Source organism: Myxococcaceae bacterium JPH2 (assembly GCA_016458225.1).
Lineage (GTDB): Bacteria > Myxococcota > Myxococcia > Myxococcales > Myxococcaceae > Citreicoccus.
Genome location: JAEMGR010000030.1, coordinates 105518 through 130854, shown reverse-complemented (window position 1 = coordinate 130854; position 25337 = coordinate 105518). Strand labels below are relative to the sequence as shown.

Annotated in this window: 20 protein-coding genes; 5 read left to right on the top strand and 15 right to left on the bottom strand. The window is 69.8% G+C overall.

The annotated features are described in order from the left end of the window. The 4 genes from JGU66_30670 to JGU66_30655 form a co-directional block, all read right to left on the bottom strand. A partial coding sequence (locus tag JGU66_30670) for an ABC transporter permease (protein MBJ6765150.1) occupies window positions 1–1896 on the bottom strand: 1896 nt, incomplete at its 3' end. Window positions 1897–1908: 12 nt separating this feature from the next. Continuing rightward, entirely contained in the window at window positions 1909–3477 is a 1569-nt protein-coding gene (lysS, locus tag JGU66_30665) for a lysine--tRNA ligase (GenBank protein MBJ6765149.1), read from the bottom strand. Between the two features lie 144 nt (window positions 3478–3621). Further along, window positions 3622–4002 (bottom strand): zf-HC2 domain-containing protein, encoded by a 381-nt coding sequence (locus JGU66_30660; GenBank protein MBJ6765148.1) that lies wholly within the window; start codon window positions 4000–4002, stop codon window positions 3622–3624. After that, window positions 3999–4631: a sigma-70 family RNA polymerase sigma factor gene (locus tag JGU66_30655; GenBank protein ID MBJ6765147.1), complete on the bottom strand. Its 633-nt coding sequence runs from the start codon at window positions 4629–4631 to the stop codon at window positions 3999–4001. Before JGU66_30655 ends, JGU66_30660 begins: the two co-directional genes overlap by 4 nt. A 247-nt stretch (window positions 4632–4878) precedes the next feature. Between JGU66_30655 and JGU66_30650 the strand changes: the two genes are divergently transcribed. Beyond that, window positions 4879–5970 (top strand): PilZ domain-containing protein, encoded by a 1092-nt coding sequence (locus JGU66_30650; protein MBJ6765146.1) that lies wholly within the window; start codon window positions 4879–4881, stop codon window positions 5968–5970. A gap of 43 nt (window positions 5971–6013) precedes the next feature. Here JGU66_30650 and prfB read toward each other — a convergent pair whose 3' ends face one another. The 7 genes from prfB to JGU66_30615 all read right to left on the bottom strand — a co-directional run bounded on the left by prfB (window position 6014) and on the right by JGU66_30615 (window position 16604). Beyond that, window positions 6014–7126 carry a peptide chain release factor 2 gene (gene prfB, locus JGU66_30645; GenBank protein ID MBJ6765145.1) on the bottom strand — a complete coding sequence of 371 codons (1113 nt, stop codon included), beginning with the start codon at window positions 7124–7126 and terminating at the stop codon, window positions 6014–6016. A 43-nt stretch (window positions 7127–7169) separates the two neighbouring features. Next, window positions 7170–8489 carry a DUF4105 domain-containing protein gene (locus JGU66_30640; protein MBJ6765144.1) on the bottom strand — a complete coding sequence of 440 codons (1320 nt, stop codon included), beginning with the start codon at window positions 8487–8489 and terminating at the stop codon, window positions 7170–7172. A 105-nt stretch (window positions 8490–8594) separates the two neighbouring features. Further along, window positions 8595–9476 carry an rRNA maturation RNase YbeY gene (gene ybeY / locus JGU66_30635; GenBank protein ID MBJ6765143.1) on the bottom strand — a complete coding sequence of 294 codons (882 nt, stop codon included), beginning with the start codon at window positions 9474–9476 and terminating at the stop codon, window positions 8595–8597. Then, window positions 9473–11977 (bottom strand): HDIG domain-containing protein, encoded by a 2505-nt coding sequence (locus JGU66_30630; protein ID MBJ6765142.1) that lies wholly within the window; start codon window positions 11975–11977, stop codon window positions 9473–9475. Before JGU66_30630 ends, ybeY begins: the two co-directional genes overlap by 4 nt. A gap of 192 nt (window positions 11978–12169) precedes the next feature. Continuing rightward, entirely contained in the window at window positions 12170–13252 is a 1083-nt protein-coding gene (locus JGU66_30625; GenBank protein ID MBJ6765141.1) for a PhoH family protein, read from the bottom strand. A gap of 82 nt (window positions 13253–13334) precedes the next feature. After that, entirely contained in the window at window positions 13335–14450 is a 1116-nt protein-coding gene (locus JGU66_30620; GenBank protein MBJ6765140.1) for a DUF4388 domain-containing protein, read from the bottom strand. A 6-nt stretch (window positions 14451–14456) separates the two neighbouring features. Beyond that, entirely contained in the window at window positions 14457–16604 is a 2148-nt protein-coding gene (locus tag JGU66_30615; GenBank protein MBJ6765139.1) for a hypothetical protein, read from the bottom strand. Window positions 16605–16735: 131 nt separating this feature from the next. Between JGU66_30615 and mazG the strand changes: the two genes are divergently transcribed. Continuing rightward, window positions 16736–17908: a nucleoside triphosphate pyrophosphohydrolase gene (gene mazG / locus JGU66_30610; GenBank protein MBJ6765138.1), complete on the top strand. Its 1173-nt coding sequence runs from the start codon at window positions 16736–16738 to the stop codon at window positions 17906–17908. A gap of 147 nt (window positions 17909–18055) precedes the next feature. Next, window positions 18056–18319: a 30S ribosomal protein S20 gene (gene rpsT / locus JGU66_30605; GenBank protein MBJ6765137.1), complete on the top strand. Its 264-nt coding sequence runs from the start codon at window positions 18056–18058 to the stop codon at window positions 18317–18319. A gap of 36 nt (window positions 18320–18355) precedes the next feature. On the opposite strand, the gene JGU66_30600 is transcribed toward rpsT, so the two are convergent. From JGU66_30600 to JGU66_30590, 3 genes are read right to left on the bottom strand one after another with little or no spacing between them, the layout of a single operon-like run. After that, a complete protein-coding gene (locus tag JGU66_30600; protein MBJ6765136.1) occupies window positions 18356–18865 on the bottom strand; it encodes a hypothetical protein in 510 nt (169 codons plus the stop codon). 32 nt (window positions 18866–18897) lie between these two features. Then, window positions 18898–19461, bottom strand: coding sequence for a hypothetical protein (locus JGU66_30595; protein ID MBJ6765135.1), 564 nt, complete (start codon window positions 19459–19461; stop codon window positions 18898–18900). A gap of 12 nt (window positions 19462–19473) precedes the next feature. Then, a complete protein-coding gene (locus JGU66_30590; GenBank protein MBJ6765134.1) occupies window positions 19474–21975 on the bottom strand; it encodes a leucine--tRNA ligase in 2502 nt (833 codons plus the stop codon). 328 nt (window positions 21976–22303) lie between these two features. Between JGU66_30590 and asnS the strand changes: the two genes are divergently transcribed. Next, a complete protein-coding gene (gene asnS / locus JGU66_30585) occupies window positions 22304–23704 on the top strand; it encodes an asparagine--tRNA ligase (GenBank protein MBJ6765133.1) in 1401 nt (466 codons plus the stop codon). Between the two features lie 422 nt (window positions 23705–24126). Next, window positions 24127–24324: a hypothetical protein gene (locus tag JGU66_30580; protein ID MBJ6765132.1), complete on the top strand. Its 198-nt coding sequence runs from the start codon at window positions 24127–24129 to the stop codon at window positions 24322–24324. Window positions 24325–24333: 9 nt separating this feature from the next. On the opposite strand, the gene JGU66_30575 is transcribed toward JGU66_30580, so the two are convergent. Continuing rightward, complete coding sequence (locus JGU66_30575) at window positions 24334–25227, bottom strand: NAD(P)-dependent oxidoreductase (GenBank protein ID MBJ6765131.1); 894 nt, start codon at window positions 25225–25227, stop codon at window positions 24334–24336. Window positions 25228–25337: the final 110 nt, after the last annotated feature.

The window sequence follows — 25337 nt, the reverse complement described above, 5'->3', positions numbered from 1 at the left end:
GCCCAGCACCTTGACCACCTGGTTGGAGATGCGGCGCGCGTCGTCGATGTCCGCCACCTTCAGCTCGATGCCCGTGGCGCCCTTCACGTTGAAGAAGTCCTGCGCTTCCTTGAGCAGGATGTAGACGAACTTGGAGTCGTACTCGTACATCCCCGAGTAGAAGATGCCCGCGACGCGGTAGGCGCGGCTCTTGGGGAGCGGACCCGTGGGGCCCAGCTCCGTGCCGAGCGGCGACACCACGTTCACCCGGTCCCCCACCACCACGCGCAGCGACGCGGCCAGCTCGCGCCCGATGATGATGCCCGGGAGCGTGGGCTGCGGCTTGCCCTTGGTGGGCGTGCCGATGATGGGGTCCAGCTCCTCGTCCTTCGGGGGCGCGGCGTCGTCGTCCAGGCTGCGGCGCGGAAGGATGCGGTCCGGGTGCTCCAGGTGGGCCAGGTCTCCGCCGGGCAGGATGTTCTGGGGCAGGTCCGTCACCTCGCCCACCGTCGCCGGGTCGATGCCCTTGATGACGACGCCGTCCACGTTGCCCTCGGACGCGATCATCACCTGGTTGATGATGAAGGGCGTCTCACCCACGACGCCGGGCACCTTGCGGATCTGCTCCATCACCTTGGCGTACTCGGGCATCTCGCTGGCGTACTTGTTCACCACCGCGTGCGCGTTGGTGCCCAGGATCTTCTGCTGGAGGTCCGCCTCGAAGCCGCTCATCACGCTCAGGACGATGATGAGCGCCATCACGCCCACGCCCACGCCGCCCACCGACAGCGCGGTCATCATCATGGTGGGCGACTGCTCGTGTTGCTTCATGTGGTTCTGCGCGGCCGCGGCGGCCAGCGGATCCGCCATGCCCAGCGCGCGCACGCGGGTGCGCTCGACGGCGGCCTCCGCGCCCCGGATGATGAAGTAGACGAGCAGCGGCGGGATGATGCCGAACATCAGCACCGCCAAGGTCCCCAACAGCAGCGACGGACGGAACACCGCCACGTGGCGCCGGGCGACGAACAGCTCGAAGCCCAGCTTCAGGTCCACCCGGCCGCTGCCCGCGGCGATGAACCCCGTGTTGATGCCCAGCACCAGCGCGAGGACCAGCGCGGTGAACACCAGCCAGTACGCCAGCTCCGGCCGGCCGATGAGCCCCGCCACATACGTCACCTCGCGCAGTCGGTAGCCGAGCGCGAGCTGGAGCGAGGGGATGCGCTCCATCAAGGTCAGGATGACGGGCACCGGGATGCCCAGATAGACGACGCCAATGGTCGCCTCGGGCAAGGACAGGCGCTGGGCCCGCGAGGCCCCCACGAAGCCCGAGATGAAGGCCACGAGCGACGCGGAGCACAGCGCGATGGCGAATGCCACCGTCGGTGCCAGGGCGAGCCCGCCCGCCGAGGAGCCGCGACTCGAGCTCCCCAGCTCCGGCGAGGGCACGCCGCTCGACAGGAACGTCTGGAGGAGGATGAGCACCAGCTCCGCGAGCAGGATGCCGCCGCCGTACGCCCCCAGGGTGCTCCAGTAGAAGTCCCGGTAGCGCGCCAGCCTCGGGTACAGCGGGGCCCCGGCCGCGGGGCTCGGTCCTTCACCAGAGGCCGGGCGACGGCGGATGCCCGCCGCGACGAGCCCCCAGCCCCCCAGCCAGACGAGGACGCCGGCGATGAGGAAGCGTGGCCCGGCGAGGGGCAGCGCCGCGGCCGCACGCGCCGGCACCAGCGCCAGAGCGTCCACCGCCTGCACGAGCCCACCCCACCCCACCAACGACAGGCCGAGGGCGCCGGCCGTCTCGGCCCACGCCGCCGACTCGGTGATGGCCACGCCGAGGAGGATGGCGCCCACGAGGGCCACCAGGGCCCCCGTCCAGATGAAGCTCCAGCGATAGACGGTCTGCCGTTCGGCGGGATGCACGCGGCCTCCTGGCTACTTCGCCAGTGGCTTGAGGAGAGGAAACAGGATCACGTCGCGAATGCTCTGCGCGTCCGTGAACAGCATGGCGAGCCGATCAATCCCGATTCCTTCACCGGCCGTCGGCGGCATGCCGTGCTCGAGGGCGCGGATGTAGTCCTCGTCGTAGTCCATCGTCTCCTGCTGCCCCCGCTGCTTGGCCTCCAGCTGCGCCAGGAAGCGGCCCTTCTGATCCAACGGGTCGTTCAGCTCGGAGAACGCGTTGGCGATCTCCCGTCCCGCCGCGTACAGCTCGAAGCGGTCCGTCACCTCGGGGTTCGCGTCGTTGCGGCGGGCCAGCGGGCTCACCGACGTGGGGAAGTGGGTGACGAAGGTGGGATGGATGAGGCTGGACTCGACGTGGTGCTCGAAGAGGGCCCCCACCAGCTCGCCGTGGTTCATGGTCTCCACGGCGCGGCGCTCGGCCTCGGCGTGGGACGTCTTGAGCAGCTCGTGGCGCAGCCGGTCCGGGTCCACCATGTCCTTGTCGGACAGGCCGCTGACCGCCTCGCGGATGGCCTCCACCATGGAGATGCGCTTCCAGCCCTTGCCGAAGTCCAGCACGTGCTCGCCGTACTTCACCTTGGAGTCGCCGGTGACGGCCACGGCCGCCTCGGAGAGCATCTCCTCGGTGAGGTCCATCAGGTCCTCGTACGTGGCGTACGCCTGATAGAACTCCAACATGGTGAACTCGGGGTTGTGCCGGGTGCTCACGCCCTCGTTGCGGAAGTTCCGGTTGACCTCGTAGACGCGCTCGAAGCCGCCCACCACCAGCCGCTTGAGATACAGCTCGGGGGCGATGCGCATGTACAGGTCGATGTCGAGCGCGTTGTGGTGCGTGCGGAACGGCCGCGCCGCGGCACCCGACACCAGCGGGTGCATCATCGGGGTCTCCACCTCGACGAAGTCGCGGGTGTCCAGGAAGTTCCGGATGAAGCGCACCAGCTTGTTGCGCCGGAGGAAGGTCTCCTTCACCGCCGGGTTGGACACGAGGTCCAGGTAGCGCTGGCGGTAGCGGATCTCCACGTCCGTCAGGCCGTGCCACTTCTCGGGCATCGGGCGCAGGGACTTGGTGAGCGGCGTGAACTTCGTCGCGGAGAGCGTCAGCTCTTTCGTCTTGCTGCGGAAGATGGTGCCGGTGACGGCGAGGAAGTCACCCACGTCGCACTGCTTGAACACCTCGTAGGCGGCCGCGCCCAGGCCGTCCAGCTTCATGTGCGCCTGGATCTCCCCCGTGCGGTCGCGCAGCTTGATGAACGCCGACTTGCCGAAGTCGCGGATGGCCACGACGCGGCCCGCGACGTCGTACGACGGCGGAGTCGCGACCTTCGCCATGTCCTCGGCGGACTGGTCGGCGTGATTCGCGACGACCTCCGCCGCGGTGTGCTGCGGCCGGTAGCCATTCCCGTACGGGTTGAAGCCGGAGTCCCGCCACTTCGCGGCCTTGTCGAGCCGCTGCTGGTAGATCTCCTGCTCCTTGGACCCGAGATCCGCTGCTTCGGGGCCATTCTTGTCGACTGGGGGCTTATTGTTGGTGTCGTCCATGACGCGCTTTCAGAAAGGCGCGGCACGCTAGCCAAGCGGCCCTCGGGACGCAACGCATCACGGAGGCCCGCTCGCTCGCGCGGACAGATGCCCCCAGGTCGGGGCGAGTGTTGCGCTTCATTTCCTTCACTTCGCAGGCGCGCTCTAGATGACCGCCATCAGGAAGAGGGCCACGGCCGCCGCCACCAGCAGCGTGACGAGGATCTCCACGGGAAAGCGCTGGTGGACGTACGTCTGATGAATCCCCCGGAGCCCGAACCGCCGCTGCCGACGCACGCGCCCCATCACCCGGGTCGCGAGCGCGGGCGGCGCCTTCTCCCGAGGCACGCCGCGCAACCGCGACACCGTGCGGGCGTAGCGCTCCCACCCTTCCCGGCACTCGGGGCAGCCGTCCAGGTGGGCTCGCACTGACTTCTCGCGCGAGGCGTCCAGGGCCTCGTCCGCGAGCGAGAGGAACGCCTCCCGCGCCTCGCGGTGACTCAGCCGCGGTTCCACGTCCGTCGATTGCTGTTGAGTGCCGCTCATGGCTCCGGCCGTCCCAGGATGTCCGCCAGCTTCTCGCGCGCCCGATGCAACCGACTCTTCACGGTGCCCTCGGGCAATTCAGTGATGTCCACGATTTCGTCGTAGCTCAGCCCCTCGACGTCGCGCAGTGCGACCAGCATGCGCGCATCCGGCTCGAGCTGGGAAATCGCCTGCTGCACCCGCGCCCGCTCGCGCGCGGACTCCAGGGCCGCGTCGGGGCCGGGAGGCGCGCCGAAGACCTCCACGTGGCTGCCCGCGCTGAACTCGTCGAAGGCCTCCGAGCGGCCCCGCCCTCGCCGCTGGAGGTACTTGAGGCGGTTGATGCAGTGGTTCTTGGTGATGCGGAACAGCCACGTGGACAGGCGCGAGTCCTCGCGGAAGCGGCGCAGGTTCTGGTGCACGCTGACGAAGACCTCCTGCACCAGGTCGTGCGCCTCCTCGCGGTCGCCGACCATGCGCACGCAGAAGTCGTAGAGCCGGTCCTCGTATTGGTGGACCAGGGTCTCGAACGCGTCGGTGTGGCCACGCCGGAGTCGGGCCACGAGGGCCTGCTCCTGGCGCCGGGCCTCCAGCGCCACGGACTCGCCCGGACCGTCCTGCCCCAGCTCGAGCGCCTCGCTCGGTGACACCCGCGTCCTCCCGCGTCCAGCGTACTGCGCGCCAACGCAGAGACAGCCACCGCGCGGAAAGGTTCCACGAATCGGCGGCCATCCCCGTCAGGCCTGGATTCGTCCGGGCTCCCCGCGCAGCCCTCCAATTCCGCAATCAGCGCAATCAGGCAGCCACGTTGTAAGAATCTGCGGACTCAGCTACAGCGCGGAGACCTCTCGCGGCGTCGGATTCGACGCGTGTGCAACGCCCGGGACAGGAGCACGGATGCCCTTGCCTGGAGCACCCTGGGATTCCGCCTCGGCACGACGTCCACCGCCGCCGCAGGTGCTGCTGGTGGAGCCCGGCTCCGAGCGCGCCGCACGGCTGACCTCCCTGCTTCAAGGCACCGCCTGCGCCTGCACCGTCGTCCCGGGATTGGAAGCGGCGCGCGCGGCGTATGACGTGTTCCGGCCGCTGATGGTGCTGGTGGGCCACGCGGCGCTGACGGCCGAGAACAGCCCTGGGGTCCAGCGGCTGCGCACGCATCCCACCCATGGCGACGTACCGCTCGTCGTCCTCGCGGACTCGGAAGCGCCCGCGCAGGTGCTGGAGTCGAGCGCGCGGGGCGGCGCGGATGACTGCCTCTTGGGCCCCCTCCGAGCGGCGCAGCTCCATTCCCGGGTGCGTCTGCTGCTAGGCGCGCCGGGAGCGACGCATCCGAGCGCGCCGGGGGTGCTGCTCGTGGGCGAGGCCGCCGGCACGCCCCACGGACTGGGCGCGGCGCTGGAGCTGAGCGGGTTCCACGTCGTCTATGCGCAGACCTTGGAGTGGGCCACGCGGCTCGGCACGCATCCGGGCGCGGCGCCGCTGCAGCTCATCGTCGTCCGCGCCGAGGGGCTCGCGCTGCCCGAGCCCGTGCTGACGGACCGCCTAAGGCCCTTGTCCCAGCTCCCAACGCCGCTGCTCGTCTGGGAGTCGGGGGACGCGGGCGCCATCCTCGCGCGCGTGCAGGCCCTGCTGCGCCGTCCGCTCCCTGACTTGCGCGTGCACGAGCGCGTCCCGTTCCACTGCCCCGTCGAGTTTCGCGAGCCGCGCGGAGACGGCCTCTGGAGCGCGAGCCTCGCCCAGGAGATGAGCCCGGGTGGCCTCTTCCTGCGGACGTTGGCACCCGCGCCCGAGGGCGCCGCGCTGGAGCTGCGCATCCACCTGCCCGTCTCACGTGACGCCTTCGAAGTGTCCGGCGTCGTCGCGTGGGCCAATCGCCCGGGGCCGCGACGCATCCATGCCTACCGCATGGGCATGGGCGTGCAGTTCGTCGGGATGAGTCCGCGTCGGCGCATGCAGCTCAAGGAGATCTGCCGCACCGCCGCGACCTGACGGTCCCTCTCCCCCGAGGGAGAGGGACCTGGTGCGGCCCGCGTTACTCCAGCGCCGCGTTGCGGTTGGGGTTCTTCACGCCCAACAGCTGCGAGACGATGAACTCGTCCAGGTCTCCGTCCAGGACCGAGTCCACGTTGCCCGTCTCCACGCCCGTGCGCAGGTCCTTCACCATGCGGTACGGGGCGAGCACGTAGCTGCGGATCTGCGAGCCGAACGAGATGTCCTTCTTCTGCGCCTCGGCCGCGTCGCGCTCGGCCTCGCGCTTCTTCATCTCCAGCTCGAAGAGGCGGCCGCGCAGAATCTGGAAGGCCATGTCCTTGTTGGCCGACTGCGAGCGCTCCGTCTGGCAGGTGATGATGATGCCCGTGGGCAGGTGGCGCAGCTGGGCCGTGGACGACGTCTTGTTCACCTTCTGGCCACCCGCGCCGCCACCTCGGATGAACTTCAGCTCGATGTCCTTCTCCGGGATGTCGATGTGGATGGTGTCATCCACCTCCGGATACACGTCCACCGAGGCGAAGGCCGTCTGCCGCCGCGCGTTGGCGTCGAACGGGCTGATGCGCACGAGCCGGTGCACGCCCACCTCGGCCTTGAGGTAGCCGTAGGCGTTCTCGCCCGCGATGCGCAGCGACACGTTCTTGAAGCCCGCCTCTTCGCCGGGCTGCTCGTCGCTGATTTCGACCGTCCAGCCCTTCGTCTCCGCGTAGCGCGAGTACATGCGGAAGAGCATGGCCGCCCAGTCCATGGCATCCGTGCCGCCCGCGCCCGGGTTGATGTCCATGAAGCAGTTGTTGTGGTCCTGCGGCCCGGACAGCATGCGCGCCAGCTCGAGCTTGGCGACCTCGCCCTCCAGCGACTGGAGCGAGTCCTCCGCCTCCTTCGCGCTGTCCGCGTCGTTGGCCTCCGCGGCCAGTTCCAGCAGCACCTGCGCGTCGTCCAACCCGCGCATGGCCTTGTCGAAGGTCCCCACCTTGGACTCCAAGGTGGACTTCTCCTTCAGCAGCGCCTGCGCCTTGGTGTTGTCGTCCCAGAAGCCCGGCTGGGTGGAGTCTCGTTCAATCAGCGCGATGCGGGACCGCTTGCGGTCGAGGTCAAAGATGCCCCCGGAGCGCGGACAGGCGCTCCTTGAGGCCGTTGATCTTCTCCATCGAATCGTTCGCCATGGTCGTCTTCGTCCTTCGTGTGAAAAGGTCGTCTCAGGAAGTCTTCAGCGAGGGCACCGAGTCGCCCGGACGCGCGGAGGCGCGCTCGGAGCCCGGCCCTCGGGCCAGCAGACGGTCCAGCCAGGACGCACCCGCCATCCCCACCGAGATGGGCAGGATGAGGGCGATGAGCCGCCAGTTGTTCTGATCGAACGGCGGCAGCACTTTGAGCGCCACGCCCAGCACGCCACTCACCGCCAGCAGCGCCCACACCCACTTGAGCCGGGCGCGGACCTTCGTGCTCCCGAACGCCAGGCGCACCCCATACGGCAGCGCGAGCAGGGTGACGGGGTTGGCCAGGAACAGGTTCTCGTTGTGGTACGTCACGGTGTGGTTCGTCACCAGCCCCATGACGAACAGCGCGGTGCCGGGAATGCCGAGCACCAGCCCGAGCACCGCGTTCTCCACGCCCCACAGCACCCGGGCCAGCTTGCTGCCCGTGCGCCGCTCCCAGGCCGCCAGCCCCAGCGCTCCGCCTCCGAGCAGCACGCCCAGCCCGAATACCCACGGGCCATAGTTCGGCGGCTCGGCGGGAGGACGGGCCCGCGTGGCCTCGTAATAGTTCCACTGCTTCGCCACGAGCGGCACGGGCTTGCCGTCGGCGCCGGGCACCTGGATCGCCGCCACCTGCTGCTCCAACTCGTCCGGGAGGAAGGCCTCCTCCCAGCGGGTGATGGGGTGGTCGATCTCATTGTTCATCATGAAGTCGAGCAGGACGCTCATGGGCGGATTCACCGCGGTGTACCGCCGCGTGTGCTCGCGCAACGTCATACGCCCCGCCGCGCGGTCGTACTCGCGCAGCCGCCCACCCGTCCCCTGGTCAATCATGTCCCGGAGCCGCGTCACGCAGTTGTCGTCGTAGTGGTGGTACAGGTAGTTGCGGTTCTCCGGGAGCACGTTGTCCGCGAGCAGCTTCGCCATCCGCACACGCTGCTCGGGCGTCAGGTTCAGCTCCTGGACGCGCACGTCCCGGTCCTCCGACTTGTAGAAGCGGAACGTGCCGTTGACGCTCGACTCGCCCACCCAGAACTCCAGGCGGCCCATCGCGAAGTGGGCGAGCATCGCCTCGTCGAAGGTGAACATCCCGTAGTTGTAGAGGCGCTGATCCTGGTGCTGGCGGTCCATCACCACCAGCGAGCCATGGCCCCACCACGAGGGCACGTCGTCGCCCGGGCTGAAGGTCACCAGCCAGATGGACAGGTCCGAGCCCTGACTCTCACCGGTGCCCCAGGGAGGGACGGAGGCGGCGTGGGCGGGAGATGCGCCCCAAAGCAGGCCGAGCAGGCAGGTGGCGACGAGCGTCAGGCGGTGCATGGTTCCATCCAACACACGGGAGGCAGGCGCGCCTACCTATCACGCGCGCCCGCCGGCTCAACCGTCAGGACGCCCCTTTGTCGGGCGGACGGGTGCCCCCCGGTGTCACATCAGGCTGCGGGCCCGGCGCGCGCGCGAGTCGATTTGGAGCGAGTCCGCGACCATTCCCCGCTCGCCCAACAGCTGCTCCTCCAGGGCCGCCATGCGCTTGGCGTCCCGGGGCTTCTCATGGTCATGCCCCAGCAGGTGCAGCAGCCCATGCGCCAGGTAGCGGGACATCTCCGACTCCAGCGTCCGCTCGTACTCCTTGGCCTGCCGCTTCGCCGTATCCAGGGAGATGACCACGTCGCCGAGCGGGCGCGGCCCGGGCGTGCCCTTGGGCAGGTCTCCGGCCGGGAAGCTCAACACGTCGGTGGCCTTGTCCTTCTGGCGCCAGGTGCGGTTGAGCCGGCGGATGGCCCGGTCTCCCACGAGCGACAGGGACAGCTCGCAGCCGGTGAGGCCCAGGCGCTTGAGGTAGTCCCGAGCCCGGGTGGTGAGCAGGCGCTCGTATTCCTCGCCCTGGCTGTGCGCCACCTGGACCGTCACCGTATTGTCCGTGGGCTTCGCCTCGGGCTCCTCCATGTGGGCCAGCTCGGGGCGGAACGCTGGCGCGCAGATGGACCAGTAGTCGCACGCGCCCTGGCCGTCGTTGCGGTACACCACCCGCCTGCCCCGGGGCACGAGCCCGACCTCACCCGGTTGGATGCGCTCGCGCTTGCCGTCCACGACGAGGGTCAGCTCGCCCGTGAGGACCAGCACCATCTCGTCGAACTCGGGGCATTGCGCGGGCTCGGCCCAGCCCGGCGGCGCGAGCATGCGCGCCACGGACGCCGATGCGGTCCCCGTGCTGGCGGCGCCCACGAACTCCTCGATGCGCTTGCCGTCGTCGCGGGGAATCACCCGCCCCTTGCGCAGCCTCACACTGATGTTGCCCTTGCGACTCATGTTCCCCCCGCCGACCGGGCCTTGGCGTCCTTGGCCTCGGGCTTCGCAGCACCACCCTGGGCCACCATGAGCTGCGGCAGCCGGCCAACTCCCACCGCGCCCGCCGGATACACCGGGCGCGCATGGTAGATGCCTTCGAGCGTGTGCAGGAAGGACTGGGCGATGAGGTTGAGGTCCTTCAAGGTCAGGTCACACTCGTCGAGCTGACCCTCCGAGAAGATGATGTTGATGATCTTCTGCACCTGGGCCTGGAGCTTGGCCGTGGTGGGGTCCGGCAGCGAGCGCGTCGAGGCCTCCACCGCATCGGCGATCATCACCAGGGCCGCCTCGCGGAACTGCGGCTTGGGCCCGGGATAGCGATAGATGCTCTCGTCGATGGGGGGCGCGCCCTCCTTGCCCTCCTGCTCCTTCATCGCCTTGTGGAAGAAGTAGCCCACCGTCCGCGTGCCGTGGTGCTGCGGGATCGCGTCCGCCACCAGCTTGGGCAAGCGGTACTGGCGCGCCATCTCCAGGCCTTCCGTCACGTGGCGCTTGATGATGACCGCGCTCATCGCGGGCGCGAGCGTGTCGTGCCGGTTCTCGCCCTTCTGGTTCTCACCGAAGTAGAGCGGGTTCCGACCCTTTCCGATGTCGTGGTAGTACGCGCACGAGCGGGCCAGGAGCGGGTTGGCGCCAATCGTCTCGGCCGCGTTCTCCACCAGCGTCCCGATGATGATGGAGTGGTGGTAGGTGCCGGGCGCCTGGACGATGAGTTCCTTGAGCGCCGGGTGGTTGAGGTTCGCCAGCTCCAGCAGCTTGATGTCCGACGCGTAGCCGAACGTGGCCTCGATGAGCGGCGTCAGCGCCATCACCATCACGGGCACCGCGAGCGACGTGCCCACGAAGGCGCACAGCGCGGTGACGAGCGTGTCCGCCGCCAGCCCCTTGCCCTCCACCAGGAAGAGCACGAGGACCGCGACGAGGTTGGCCCCACCCGTGACGAGTCCCGCGCGGAAGATGCCCACGCGGTCCTTGGCCTTCACGATGCGGTCGGCGGCGACCAGCGAGCCCACCAGCGTGTAGATGCCGAACGACAGCGAGTTGCCCAACAGCACGCCCGCCAGGGACGCGAAGACGATCGCGAAGAAGAGCGCCAGCTCCTGCGTGAGGATGAAGCGCACCAACATGGCGCCGGCGGCGACCGGGAACGCGTAATAGAAGGCTTCAATGGGCAGCGCGGTGTAGCGGTCCTGCACCGCGTCCGCGATGGACACCCAGACCTGGACGAGGCCCAAGAGCCCCACCAGCAAGAGCCCCAGCAGCACGCTGTCCTTGCGCGTGGGCCGGAAGCGCCGGAAGGCCGCCTGACAGAAGGCGTGCGTGGCCACGATGAGCAGCGCGACGAGCCCCGTGCCGCCCACCTGGAGCTGGAGCAGATCCAACCGGTCCGTCTGCGCGCGCATGCCGCGGAGCATGACGAGGTGGGTCTCGTTGACGAGCTCGCCGTCACCGATGACGCGCTGGCCCTTCTTGATGGAGATGACCGCGTCCTTCACGGCCTCCACCGCGAGCCTCCGGCGAAGGTCCGACTCCGCGATGTTGATGGTGAGGTTGGGCCGCACCAGCCGCTTGGACAACCGCAACACCGCGCGGCGCTGAGCGCCCGGGGCATCGGCCAGGACGTTGCCCGGCACGGAGGCGAAGCGGTCCAGCTCCTGGTGCGCCTCGCGAACATCCGAGACCTGGGGCGCGGCGCCCGACAGCGTCTCCTCGTTCTTGTGGCGCAGGTCCCTCACGGTGAGGCCCTGCGGGGCCTCGCGCGCCAGCTCCTCTCGGGAGCCAGCCACGTGCACCGGGCCTCGCTCGGAGCGGTACGCACGGTCCACCAGCAGGAGCGTGGCGGCCTCGGACTCCTCGGAGAAGCCCGCGGCGAGCAGCGCTTGGAAGTCCTCGGCCTCCAGGCCCGCGTCGCGCTGGCCAAAGAGGAGTTCCTGGAACTGGCCCAGCATGTCCTCGCGCTCGCGGCGCTGGCGCTCCAGGGCCTCGGGCGTGGGGGCCGGGGTGCGTTTCGGGCGGCGGCCTTCCTCCGCGCCATGCTCGTCCGCTTGGGTCTGCCGCTGCTCCTCCAGCCGCTCGCGCATGGTGGCGAACGCGGTCCGCACCGAGGTGCGCACATTGCCGACCACCGCGGGGTTGAGGTCGTACACGGGCCGCACGGCGCCCCGCGCCTCCACGCGGCGCTTCTCCGTCATCGCCTGGTGGACGATGTCGTAGTCGCGCGCGGCCTTGAACCCAGCAGGCGAGCTGGCACGGAACGGCTTCCCGACATGCTCCTCGGTGAGCGCGGGAATCTGCTGGCTGTAGAGGCCCGGCGAGATGACGAAGCCCGCTCCCACCGCGACGGCGAACAGCAGGACGAACTGGATGGCTCGGCGCCCCCACTCCCCCCCTCCCCAACCCAGACGCTTGGCGAGCGCGTCCAATGGGCTGGGCCCGGGGGGTGATGATTCTGGTTCGGCCATGGGGCTCCTCACCCTAGAAAGGCGTGGCGCATCCATCAAGGACGCACGCCCGCGAAATATTCGTGAGGGTGGGTCATCCATCGTCCGCCTGCCAGCCCCAGGGCAAGACACTTGGGTGGGCAGATGAAGCCAGACGTAGGAGGGAGCAACACCCCTCCCGCGCATGCGAAGCGCGGGAAGGGGCAGGTTACCTCAGGCCGCCGAGTCCGGGGGCGCGACTGGCGCGGGCGGCGCGCTTTCAGCCGTCGCGAGCGCGGCGGCGGCGGACTCCTTCTGGGCCACCTCCGCCTTCTCGTAGGCGCGGATGACCTCCTGGACGAGCGGGTGGCGCACGACATCCAGGTCCGAGAACTCGGCGAAGTGGATGCCCTCGATGCCTCGCAGCACGGAGCGGGCGTGGTTCAACCCGGACATCTTCCCGGTGGGCAGGTCCACCTGGGTGACGTCGCCCGTGATGACCGCCTTGCTGTTGTAGCCCAGGCGGGTGAGGAACATCTTCATCTGCTCGACGGTGGTGTTCTGCGCCTCGTCGAGGATGACGAAGGCGTCGTTGAGGGTACGGCCGCGCATGAACGCCAGCGGAGCCACCTCCACCACGCCCTGCTCCACCAGCTGCGAGGCGCGATCCACCGCCATCATGTCGTGGAGCGCGTCGTACAGCGGGCGCAGGTAGGGGTTCACCTTCTCCGCGAGGTCGCCCGGCAGGAAGCCGAGCTTTTCACCCGCCTCCACGGCGGGGCGCGCGAGGACGATGCGCTTCACCTTGCGCTCCTGCAGGAACGCCACCGCCATCGCCATCGCCAGGTACGTCTTGCCCGTGCCTGCGGGCCCGATGCCGAACACGATGTCGTGGGAGCGGATGGCGTCCACGTAGCGCTTCTGCGCGATGCTCTTGGGGGAGATCTGCCGGTTGCCGGAGCTCTTGAGGACCGAGCCGAGCATCACGTCCTGGAGGTTCTCGGCGCCGCGGCCGAGCACCTTGATGCCCTGCTCCACATCCTCGCGATACACGGGGCGACCGGCGCGGATCATCCCTTCCAGGTTCTCGAGCAGGCGCACCGCGAAGGCCACCGCGTCCGCGGGGCCCGACAGGAGCATCTCCGTGCCACGCTGTCCCACCCGGACACCGAGGCGCCGCTCCATCAACTTCAGGTTCTCGTTCTGGTTGCCGCACAGCGCCAGGGCCGTCTCGTTGTCACGGACGTCGACCTTGGCGGAGGTGGGAGAAGAGGCAGGACGGGCGGCGGGCACTTCCAACGTGGCGGGGTTTCGCAATGCGCGTGGTTCCTCGGTCAGTTGTCGCTGTCCTCAACGTAACGCCGGCCCTCGGGCTTCGAAAGACGACGTGAGGCACAGGCTAGCGCAAGGGCGGTAGAAGCACGAACCGCCGAGCGGGCAGCCGTCGGTAGTAATACTCTTCCCGCCACGGGTAGCGCAGTTCCTCCTGGGTCAACAATCCGGCGCCCACCAAAGCATCCAGCCGCTCTGGTAGTTCGCCGTGCTCCAGTTGGAACACCTCGAGCGCAGCGGCGATCCTCACGCGCTGCGATTGAGAAATCTGACGCTGCGCCGCCGGATCCGCGAAGCCCGAGGCGGCCGTGTCCGCTGCGCCCGGCCACTCCACCCGCGCCCCCACCACGGCCACGCCCGCGAGCACCGCCATCGTGGCCACCACGCGAGCCACCGCGCCCGCAGCCCGAGCAGCCAGCCGCTCCTCCCCCGGCACGGGAACCCGCCCCTCGGGGTAGATGGGCCGCACGTACTCGCCGTTGACCAGGTTGTAGAGCGCCTTGCAGGTCTCGAACTCACCCACGCAGCACAGGTCGACGAGCTTGCGCAGGTCGCGCCCCGCGGCGATCTCCTCGTACACGCGCCGCTCGGCGGGCCCGATGACGCCCAGCTCGCCGCCCTCTTCCCCTGGGCGCGCCTGGGGGAGGGCCTTGAGCCGCTCGAACGACATGTCGTCGCGGTTGATCTTCCGCCGGATGACGGGCCACTCGTCCACCATCCGGAAGCCCTCCATCAGCACCGTCTCCGCGCGCAGCGGGCTGATGGCATCCGCGTCCGGCTCCACGGGCTCCTGGATGAACTCGTAGGTGCCCGTCTTCCACGTGAAGAGGCGGTAGAGCGTCTCCGTGGCCTGAAGCTGCATCATCTGCTGGAAGCGCTCGGCGGTGAGCGCGTGGCTGGCGACGAGCACGTCTCCCAGCCGCTTGAGCGTCCGCCGCTGGGCCTCCAGCGCCGCCTCCAGCTGCGTCTCGGTGATGATCTCCGCGCGCACCAGCATGGCGCCGATGAGGTCCTTCTTCTTCCGGGTGATGCTCTCGGCCTTGATGATGTGGCCGTCCCGGAAGCCGACGCGCACCTCCTGGTCCTTGATGCGGAACTCCAGCGTCCCGGTCTTCTGCTGCTGACCGATGAGCTGGAGGATGTCACCGATGCCGAAGTCCTTGAGCGTGCCTTTCAGGGACATGGTCGTTCAGGCCTCGCCCCGCTGGAGCCGCGACAGCCCCCGCAGCGACAACAGGTAGATGAGGAGCAGGAGCAGCACCGCGGGCCCGAGCTTCAGGTACAGGGGCGCGTCGCCATACGGCCCTCGGACGAGCCCCTGGCGCAGCACCAGCACTGCGACCGCGAAGAGGAACGCGAAGGCGTAGAGGGCACCGCGCACCGGTCGGCCCGTGAAGACGTGGCCCGCGCCGGACACCAGTCCGCCCAGCACGTAGGCCGCTCGCGAGCCCCACGTCCGATGGCGCTCGACCTGGTCCTCCTTGCGCGCCCGCAGCTCCTTGGGCACCAGCCCGCGACGCGAGAAGACGTTCACACACTGGCCACACTGCTTGCTGCCCTGCCCCAGCTCGCGGTCGCAGCGGGTGCACACGGGGCGGCCACAGCGCTCACAGACGCGAGCGGCCTTGAACGGCCCGGCCGCCGCGCCGAAGGCCACCGCGAGCAAGGCGCAGACCGCGGGCAGGGCCCAGGCCACGGGCCCTGGCGCCACACCGCTCGCGAGCCACCGTCCCACCTGGGCCTCCACGCGCTCCGCGTCGCGCGAGCCATCGGCCAATCCGAGCCACTCGGAATCCGGCATGGCGGGCGCCAGCATCAGCAGGTTCACCAGCGGCCGCTCATCCGGCGGGGGCTCTCGGCGCAAGAGCGAGACATCCAGCGCCTGCGCGGCCGCGCTCGCGGTGGCGGCTCGGTCCAGCTCGGCGCCCACCTGATCATCCGGGAGCGCCCGAGCGCGACGGCGGTGGATCTGCGCGAGGTTGTAGTGGGGTGCCGCGAGCGTCGCGTCCGCGCCCGCCGCCTGGGTGTAGAGCTGCACCGCCCCTTCGGTGTCGCCCAGCCCCATGAGCGTGTTGCCGAAGCGGATCAGCATCCGCGCATCCCCGCCGCGCAGCGCCGAGGCCGCCTTGAAGTGGGTGCGCGCATCCTCCAGGAGCCCGCGCCGTGCCTCGTACCAGGCCAGGGACTCGGCCTCCGCGAAGGTGGCCTTGCGCTGGTCGAGCCGCGCGCGCACCCGCTCGGCGGCGTCCTGCGCGGACACCCCACCCTGCTCCAGGACATAGACGTCCTCGGCCACCGTGCCCGCGAAGGCCGTGACGCGCACGAGCCCCCCGGCCGCCAGCGGCAGCACACCCAGGCCCGCCAGCAGCACCGCGGCCACCACCCGCTCGGCGACCGAGAGGTACAGCGCCACCACGGCGAAGCCGATGAGCAGGACGGGCAGCACGCCCCAGCCCAGCACCAGCGGGAGGCTCAGCAGGAGCACACCCAGGACGGTGGACTGCCAGCGGGACACGACGCGGGGCAGGAGGTGATGGAAGTCATGCAGCGCATAGCGCAGCCGCCGCAGGATGAGGACGGCCACCACCACCATCGCCGTCGCGGCCCAGGCCAAGAGCCCCAGCGCGCCCAGGTCCGCCAGCGCGGGCCTTCGGTAGCGTGCGTCCATCGCGAGGGACATGAAGGCCTCGCGCAGCTCCCCGCCCCAGCGCCCGGCGGACAACGGATCCGCGGCCACGTAGGTCTCGGCACGCGCGAAGCGGACCGACGGCAGCCGGGGTGACAGCTCCACCGCGAGATCCAACAAGCGCAGCGCTCCGGACACATCTCCCGCGCGACGCCGCACGCTCGCCTCTCGCGCGAGCCCCACGCTCAATGGCTCCAGGCCCAGCGCGAGCACTTCGTCCTTCAGTCGGGCGAGGTCCTTCAGCGCCGCCTCGGCCGTGACGTTGTCGTTGCGACTGCGCGCCTGGCGCCAATGGTCCCACACCGCCAGCAGATCCGCGTCCGTCACCTTCGGAGCCAGCACCGGGGTCAACGCGGGGCGAGGCGGAGGCGGAGGCGTCACCGGGGCGGGCGCGGCGATGGGGGCCGTGGGCGGAGGCGCCACGACCTCGGCCGCGGCCTTGCCCTTGCCAGGGCGCGAGCGAGCGGGCGGCTCCTCGGCCTCCGGCTCGGGGTCGTCCTGCTCCTGGGTGTCATCCGGCGAGGTGGCATCCTCGGCGTCCGGATCCACCTCTTGAAGGCGCGTGGGCGCCTGGAGCTGCGCGGACGCCCCCAGAGGGACGAGGAGCACGAGGGCGCTGCAGAGGGCCAGCAGGGAGAACAGGCGGATCATCCGGGGCGCCGATGATAGGCCACGCCCGGGGCCCCTCAAAGGGGACGACCACTCCGGGGCCCTCGGATTTCCGAGCATGCCCCCGCCACAGCGCGTGTTACAGGACGCGCGAAATGAGCGGAGGTGAACGCATGGCGGCGCCCGGGACCGAGCTGGAACGACTGGTGGGAATCATGAGCCGGCTGCGTGCCGAGGGCGGCTGCCCCTGGGACCGCGAGCAGGACCTGCGCTCGCTCCGCCCGTACCTCATCGAGGAGGCCTTCGAGGTCCTCGACGAGATGGACCGCGTGGCGCTCGGCGGGCCGTGGCGACCGCTCTGCGAGGAGCTGGGCGACCTGCTGTTCCAGATCGTCTTCCACGCGCAGCTCGCATCGGAGCTGGGCGAGTTCACCATGGCCGATGTGTGCCAGGCCATCAGCGACAAGATCACCAGCCGCCATCCCCATGTGTTCGGCGCCGAGCAGGTGGAGGGCGCCGAGCACGTGCTCGCCAACTGGGCGAAGCTGAAGGCCGAGGAGCGCAAGCGCAAGACGGGCCGCGCGGGCTCGGTGCTGGACGGGGTGCCCACCGCGGCCCCGGCGCTCCTGCGCGCCGAGCGCCTCACCGAGAAGGCCAGCCGCATCGGCTTCGACTGGCCGGACCTCGCCGGGGTTCGCGGCAAGCTGGACGAGGAGCTGCGCGAGTTGGACGAGGCCATCGCCTCGGGCGACCGGGACGCCATCGAGCACGAGCTGGGGGATGTCCTCTTCTCGCTGGCCAACCTCGCCCGCTTCGTGAAAGCCCCCGCCGAGGACGCGCTGCGCATGGCCAGCCGCCGCTTCACCGCGCGCGTCCAGTACATCGAGGCCCGCCTGCAGGAAGAAGGGGTGCCCTTCGGCGAGGCGACGCTGGCCCAGATGGAGCGCCACTGGCAGGGCGCCAAGGCCGCCGGCAAGGCGCTCCCGCCTCCTGTGAAGGCCACGCGGACCCCGGTCACCACCCTGAACCTGCCCGTGGCGGACCTGAGCGCCCAGCGGGCCTTCTGGGACGCCGTGGCCCCCCGCCTCGGCTGGACCGTGGAGGCCCCCTCGCCCGAGGCCGCCTTCTACACAGACGGCGCCCTGCGCATCCGGTTCCAGCAGGGCCCCACACCCGCCCAGGGCACGGGGATGACCGTGGAGGCCCTCTCCCCCCACGCCGTGGGCCGCCTGGCGCGCCTGTTGGAGGCAAACCACCCAGGCAGCGTCCAGGCCCATGCGCCCGGCCGGCTGGCGTTCCGTGATCCTGCGGGGCTGGTGTGGGAATACGTCGCCCCTGCACCATGATTCCTCCCCGCAATCGTCGTCAGATCCTGCGCGCGGGCGTCCAGGAGCCGGAAATCCGGGCCCGGAGCGCACGCGCGCCTTGACGCCACGGGGGCGTCGCAGTAAGGACGGCCCCTCTTTTTCCTTGCCTTCCGCTGGAGCATTGCCTTGGCCAACACCAAGTCCGCAGAGAAGCGTCACCGCCAGTCCCTGAAGCGCCGCGCCCGGAACATCACGGTGCGGACCAACGTGAAGGACGCCGTCAAGGCCGCCCGCGAGGCGATCGCCACGAAGGACTCGGCGAAGAAGACGGACTCGCTGAAGGCCGCGTCCAAGAGCCTGAACAAGGCCGCGTCCAAGGGCGTCCTCCACAAGCGCACCGCCGCGCGCCGTATCTCCCGGCTGGCCAAGGCCGCCGCCAAGCAGGCCTGAGCGCGACTCACGTCGTGGAGGGCCGATTCCCGGCCCTCACCAGGCGCTGGCCAACCGAGCGTAGCCGTCCCGCATGAGCGCCTCCGCCAGGCGCGCGAGCGCTGCCTGCCGGTTGGCCTCCGCCTCCAGGATGTCTCCTGTTCCCTGAAGGTAGTCCTCCGTCCCGGAGACCACCGTCTCGCCGAGCACCCGCTCGTCCTTCATGAGTCGCAGTCGGACCATGGACGTGACGCGGTAGTTGTTGGCGATGATGGTGGGGGACGTGCCCACGTTCATCACCGTCCCCTCGATGCGGCCGTCACACGCGGCGCCGGTGCCGAGGCGTCCGGCCTGCGTGAGCTGCTGGCGCAGGAAGCGCGTGAAGAGCGTCTCCAGCGCGGGCTCGGCCGTTTCGTTGCCCATCACCGGGGCGCAGACGGAGTGGAGCCCCTCGGGCAGGTTCGCGCCCCAAGGCGTGAAGCGATAACCACACCCGACGCTCAGCCACGACACGAGGACCAGCGCCGCGCCCGCGCGAGGCCGGCGGACGCACCAGAAGGGACGCATGGCGGAGCACCCTACCCGCCCTCGCCCCTCCGTCAAGCGCGCGGGCGCTCAGACTCTTCTTGAGCCTCGGGAGCCACTGCGACGCCTCGCTCACGCGCCATCGCCGCGAGCGCCCTCCAGACGGCCTCCACGCGCGCCTGCCGCGCCGAGCCCCGGAGCGCCATGCCCAGCGGCCACCGCAGCCGCGCACCGCCCGTCACCTCCAGCGTGAGGGCGCAGTGACGGTAGAGCCCGGCCAGCAGCAGGCCCATGACACCCGCGACGAGCCCCATGACCTCCATGTCCCGCGTGGGCGCCCACAGTCCCAGCACCGCGAACGCGAGCAACCCGAGCGCCTCCAGGTACGGCCGGCGCTCCCACTCCAAGCGCCGCACCTGCGACCACGGCACCGTGGCGGGAGGCCCGGCCGGCCGGCCCCGATAGGTCAGCTGCTCGGGCCCCACGAAGAGGCCCCGGCCACGGCCCAGCTCCAAACGGACTTCCGCGGCGGGCCGTGGGGCCTCCGGCAGAGGCTCGCCACAGAACGCGCAGCGCGGCGGGCCCTCGGGCTGGGGCCTGCCGCACGCGCGACACATGACGAGGACCTCGGCCGGCACCAGGCCCTCGGCTCAGCCGACGACGAAGTTCACCAGGCGCTTGGGGACGAAGACGAACTTGCGCAGCGTCTTGCCCGCCAACGCGGCCTGCACCTTCTCGTCCGCCTCGGCCGCGGCGCGCACATCCGCCTCGACCGCGTCCGCCGCGACGTGGATCTCCGCGCGCAGCTTGCCGTTGACCTGCACGGCGTACGGAATCGTCTCGTCCACCACGAGCGCGGGGTCGAACGCGGGCCAGCCGTCCTGCACCGTGAAGCGCTTCGCGCCGTAGGCCTCCGCCAGCTCGTCCGCGATGTGCGGCGCGATGGGAGTGAGCACCACCGCGAGGATGCGGATGGCCTCGGCCATGGCCGCCTTCTCCGCGGGCGTCTCCGGCGTGCCGAGCAGGTAGAGCGCGTTGACGCACTCCATCACCCCGGCGATGGCCGTGTTGAACGACAGCCGCTCGATGGCCTCGCCCACGCGCTTGAGGCACTTGTGCGCCACGCGGCGGATGTCGAGCGCCTTGCCCTCATACGGCCCCTCGTGCGTGGCACCCACCACGGCGGCGTGGTGCGTGGCCGCGAGCGTCCACACGCGCTTGAGGAAGCGGAACACGCCCTCCACCTGCTTGTCGGACCAGTCGAAGTCGCGCTCCGGCGGACCGGCGAACAGCACGTAGGCGCGCGCCGTGTCCGCGCCGTACTTCTCCACGATGCTCGCGGGCGCCACCACGTTGCCCCACCGCTTGGACATCTTCCGGGCATCCGGCCCGTTGACGATGCCCTGGGTGATGAGCCGCGTGACGGGCTCGTCCACCGGCGACAGCCCGAGGAGCTTCATCACCCGGGTCCAGAACCGGAAGTAGAGCAGGTGCATCACGGCGTGCTCGGGGCCGCCCACGTACACGTCCACCGGCAACCAGCGCTGCGCCTCCTTGGGGTCGAAGGGGGCCCCTTCGAAGTGCGGCGAGAGGTAGCGCGCGAAGTACCAGCAGGAGTCGACGAAGGTGTCCATCGTCTCCGTCTCGCGGCGCGCGGGGCCCTTGCACTTCGGGCACGTCGCGTTGACGAACGACGGCACCTTGGCGAGCGGCGGCTCGCCCTTGCCCGTCAGCACCTCCTGCACGTCGATCTCGGGCAGGCGCACCGGGAGCTGCTCCACGGGCACGGGGATGCCCTTGCGCTCGGGATCGCACGTCTCGCAGTACACGATGGGGATGGGCGTGCCCCAGTAGCGCTGGCGGCTGAAGCCCCAGTCCTTCTGGCGGTACGTCACCGTGGACCGCCCGCGACCTTCCGCCTCCAGCTTCGCGGCCATCTTCTGCCGCGCCGCCGCGGACGTAAGCCCGGTGTACTCACCCGAGTCCACCAGCACGCCGTACTCCGTGAACGCCGCCTCGAGCGCATCGCCCGAGGGGAGCTTTTCCCCCGTGGCCGGCTGGATGACGACCTTCACGGGCAGCTGGTACTTGCGCGCGAAGGCGAAGTCGCGCACGTCATGCGCGGGCACGCTCATCACCGCGCCCGTGCCGTAGTCGCTCACCACGAAGTTGGCGATCCAGATGGGCACCGGCTGGCCCGTGAACGGATTCATCGCGTGCGCACCGGTGAAGACGCCTTCCTTCTCCGCGTCCTCGCCCAACCGCTCCGTCTTCGACTGCGCGCTCATCCGCTTCGCGAACGCCTCGACGTCCGCGCGCCGCTCCGGCGTCGTCACCTGCGCCACGAGCTTGTGGTCCGGCGCCAGCACCACGTAGGTGCAGCCGTAGAGGGTGTCGATGCGGGTGGTGAAGACGCGCATCGAGGCGTCATGCCCCTGGACCTTGAACTCGGCCTCGGCGCCATCCGAGCGGCCAATCCAGTTGCGCTGCATGGCCGTGATGCGCTCGGGCCACTCCTTGAGCGTGTCCAGCGAGTCGAGCAGGTCCTGCGAGTAGCGGGTGATGCGGAACGCCCACTCGGGCATCTCCTTGTCCACCACGGGCGAGTCGCAGCGCTCGCAGACGCCTTCCTTCACCTGCTCGTTGGCGATGACGGTGAGGCAGCCGGTACACCAGTTCACCTTGCTGAAGCGGCGGTAGACGAGCCCACGCTCCAGCATCTGGATGAAGAACCACTGGTTCCAGCGGTAGTACTCGGGCTTGCTGGTGTTGACCTCGCGCGTCCAGTCGTAGCTGTACCCGAGGCTGCGCATCTCCTTCTTGAACGAGGCGATGTTCTCCTCGGTGCGCACGGCCGGGTGCACGCCGTCCTTGATGGCCGCGTTCTCCGCCGGCAGTCCGAAGGCATCCCACCCCATCGGGTGCAGGACGTCGAAACCCTTCATCTGGAAGTAGCGCGCGAAGACATCCCCGATGAGGTAGTTGCGCACGTGCCCCATGTGCATCTTCCCGCTGGGGTACGGCAGCATCTCCAGGATGTACTTCTTCGGGGCGTCCGGGCTCGTGCCTGCCCGGAAGAGGCCCTCGCTCTCCCAACGGGTTTGCCACTTGCCTTCGATTGACTGCGGCTCGTAACTCTCGTTCATCGCCATGGCGTGTGAGTCTCTTATGAGAGGCCCGCCCCCCCGAGCAACAAGTCTCACCGCACGGGAGTTGCCCGCCTATCAGGCAATGCGAGCCCCAAGACGGGCGGACGACGCCATCACACCCGGCTGACAGGTGAAAACCTCCGGGTCCGCCCCCTTCCCTCCCGCCAGGCCCCAGGGGTCAGGCCTCCACGTCGGGGCCCCCTGGGTCGGGGCGGCGCCCGGCCGGCCGCGTGCCGGCGGACGGGAAGCGCGGGAAGGATGGTCTCCAGGCTTGCCCTCGGGCCCGGGCGCGGCTAACTCGCTTTTCCGACTTCGCTCAAGGGAGAGCGTCATGCAGGTGGTCAGTGTGAAGAGGGCCCTGTCGGGCTCGGTCGAGGCGGGGACGAAGGTGGAGGTGCGCGGTTGGGTGCGCACGCGTCGCGACTCGAAGGCCGGCATCAGCTTCGTCAACGTCAGCGATGGGTCGTGCTTCGACCCCATCCAGGTGGTCGCGCCCAATTCGCTGCCCAACTACGCCGACAAGATCCTTCACCTCACCGCGGGCAGCTCGGTCATCTGCCGCGGCACGCTGGTCGCGTCGCAGGGCAAGGGCCAGGCCTTCGAGATCCAGGCGGACGAGGTCCAGGTGCTGGGGCTCGTGGATGATCCGGACACGTACCCCATCCAGCCGAAGCAGCACTCGCTGGAGTTCCTCCGCGAGGTGGCGCACCTGCGCGTGCGCACCAACACCTTCGGCGCCATCACCCGCGTTCGCAACAGCGCGGCGCAGGCGGTGCACCGCTTCTTCCACGAGGAGGGCTTCTGTTGGGTGAACACGCCCATCATCACCGCCAGCGACGCCGAGGGCGCCGGGCAGATGTTCCGCGTGTCCACGCTGGACGCCATGAACCCGCCGCGCACGCCGGAGGGCAAGGTCGACTGGCACCAGGACTTCTTCGGCCGTGAGGCGTACCTCACCGTGTCCGGCCAGCTGAACGTCGAGGCGTACTGCCTCGCCATGTCCAAGGTCTACACGTTCGGCCCCACGTTCCGCGCGGAGAACTCGAACACCACGCGGCACCTGGCCGAGTTCTGGATGATCGAGCCGGAGATCGCCTTCGCGAACCTCCACGACGACGCGGACCTGGCCGAGCGCTTCCTCAAGTACGTCTTCAAGGCCGTGCTCAACGAGTGCGGGCCCGACATGAAGTTCTTCGAGGAGCGTCAGCAGAAGGGCGTCATCGAGCGGCTGGAGAAGTTCATCCAGTCCAGCTTCGAGCGCATCGACTACACGGACGCCATCGAGATCCTCAAGAAGGCCAAGAAGAAGTTCGAGTACGTGCCCGAGTGGGGCAAGGACCTGCAGACCGAGCACGAGCGCTACCTCGCCGAGGAGCACGTGGGCCGGCCCGTGGTGGTGATGAACTACCCGGAGCAGATCAAGGCCTTCTACATGCGCATCAACGAGGACGGGAAGACCGTCGCCGCGATGGACGTGCTCGCCCCCGGCATTGGCGAGATCATCGGCGGCAGCCAGCGCGAGGAGCGCCTGGACGTGCTCGACCAGCGCATGAAGCGCTTCGGCTTGGACCCCTCGCATTACCAGTGGTACCGCGACCTGCGCCGCTACGGCACGGTGCCACACGCGGGCTTCGGGCTCGGGTTCGAGCGCCTCATCGTCTACATGTGCGGCCTGCAGAACATCCGCGACGCCATCCCCTACCCGCGCGTGCCGGGCTGGGCGCAGTTCTGATGAATCCACCGCCTCGCGACCTCCCTGGATTGACGCCAGGGAGGCCGTGGCTATCGTGAGGCGGTGCTCCGGCGCATGCGTCAGATGATTCGTGGACTGAGCCTGGCGCTGACCTGCGCCATGCTCGCCCTCGGCGCGGGCGCATCGGCGCATCCCCTCCCCACTCGCGAAGATTCGATCGCGGTCGTCATCGGCCGGAGCGCTGCAGCCGCGCGCCCCAGTGCCGTGCGGCGCGCGGCGCTCGCTTCCCCGCCTCGCGTTCGAGTTCGCCGCGTCGAGGCTTCACGCCCTCGCGCGCATTGGACGACCACGCGCGGCACGGCGCCTCCTCGGCGCCTGTTCCTCCACCATCGCGCGCTCCTGCACTGAGCCGCTTCCGAGGCCTGTCCCCGGAAGTGTTCTCTCGTGCCCTGGAGCACGTCATGTCTTCGTTCGCACGTGCGGGCCGCGCCTTCGGGCGGGGTCTCGCGACGGGCGCGCGCCTGCTCACGCGCGCCTGCAAGCTCACGCTGATTCTCATCCTCGTCGCCCTGCCCAACCCCCTCGTCATGGTCCTCTCCGCGTTCATCCACCGGGAGCGGCGCAACCTTCCCGCGGAGGTGCTGCGCAAGAAGCAATAGGCCCGGCCACTACTTCGCAGGTGGCTCAAGCCCCGCTCGCTGCGCGGCGATGGCGCCCAAGGCCGACCAGTCCAACGCACCCATTCCCTGCGCCAGCCCGCCGAGAAAGTTGTCTCGGATGAGGCTGGCCAGGGGCATGGGGACCTCCGCGGCGCGCGCCGCGTCCAGCACCAGCGACACGTCCTTCAATCCCAGGCGCAGCGCGAAGCCAGCGGGCGAGTACTGCTCCTTGGCGACGGCTGTCGCGTAGCCCTCGAACACAGGCGAGCGCGCGAAGACGGCATGGAACACCTCCAGGAAGCGGGCCGGCTCCACTCCGGACTTGCGCACCAGCGCGAAGGACTCCGACAGGGCCTCCAGCATCGACGCGATGAGGAAGTTCCCGGACAGCTTCACGACGTTGGCCGCCGAGGCCTCCTCGCCCAGCTCCGTCACGCCACGCCCCAAAGCCGAGAGCAACGGGCGCACGCGCTCCACATGCGGCGAGGGCCCGGCCGCGAGGACCCAGAGCTGTTTCGATTCAGCGGCGGCGGGACGTCCGAAGACGGGCGCGGCCACATAGCCCTGGCCCGAGCCCGCGTGCACCTGGGCCAGCTTCCGCGCGAGCGCCACCGAGATGGTGCTCGACGAGACATGCACCGCGCCCCGCGCGAGCCCCGCATGGATGCCCGCCAGTCCCAACGTGGCGGTCTCGGCGGCCGCATCGTCCGCGACCATGCTGATGACGACCTCGGCCTCCCGCGCGGCATCGGCGGGCGTGGCGGCCACTGTCGCGCCCGCTTGCTTCAGGGGCTCGGCCTTCGCGGGCGTCCGGTTCCACACCGCGAGGGAGTGTCCAGCGGCGATCAGATTGCGCGCCATCGCCGAGCCCATGTTTCCCAACCCGATGAAGCCGACCTTCATGTGCCGCCTCCTCGCTCGGGCAGTGGCCGCCTTCCTCACCGAAGCGACACGTCTCGCGAGCGCGCGGAGTGTAGTGAGGCCGCGCGTGCCGACCCGTCACGAGGTTCCGG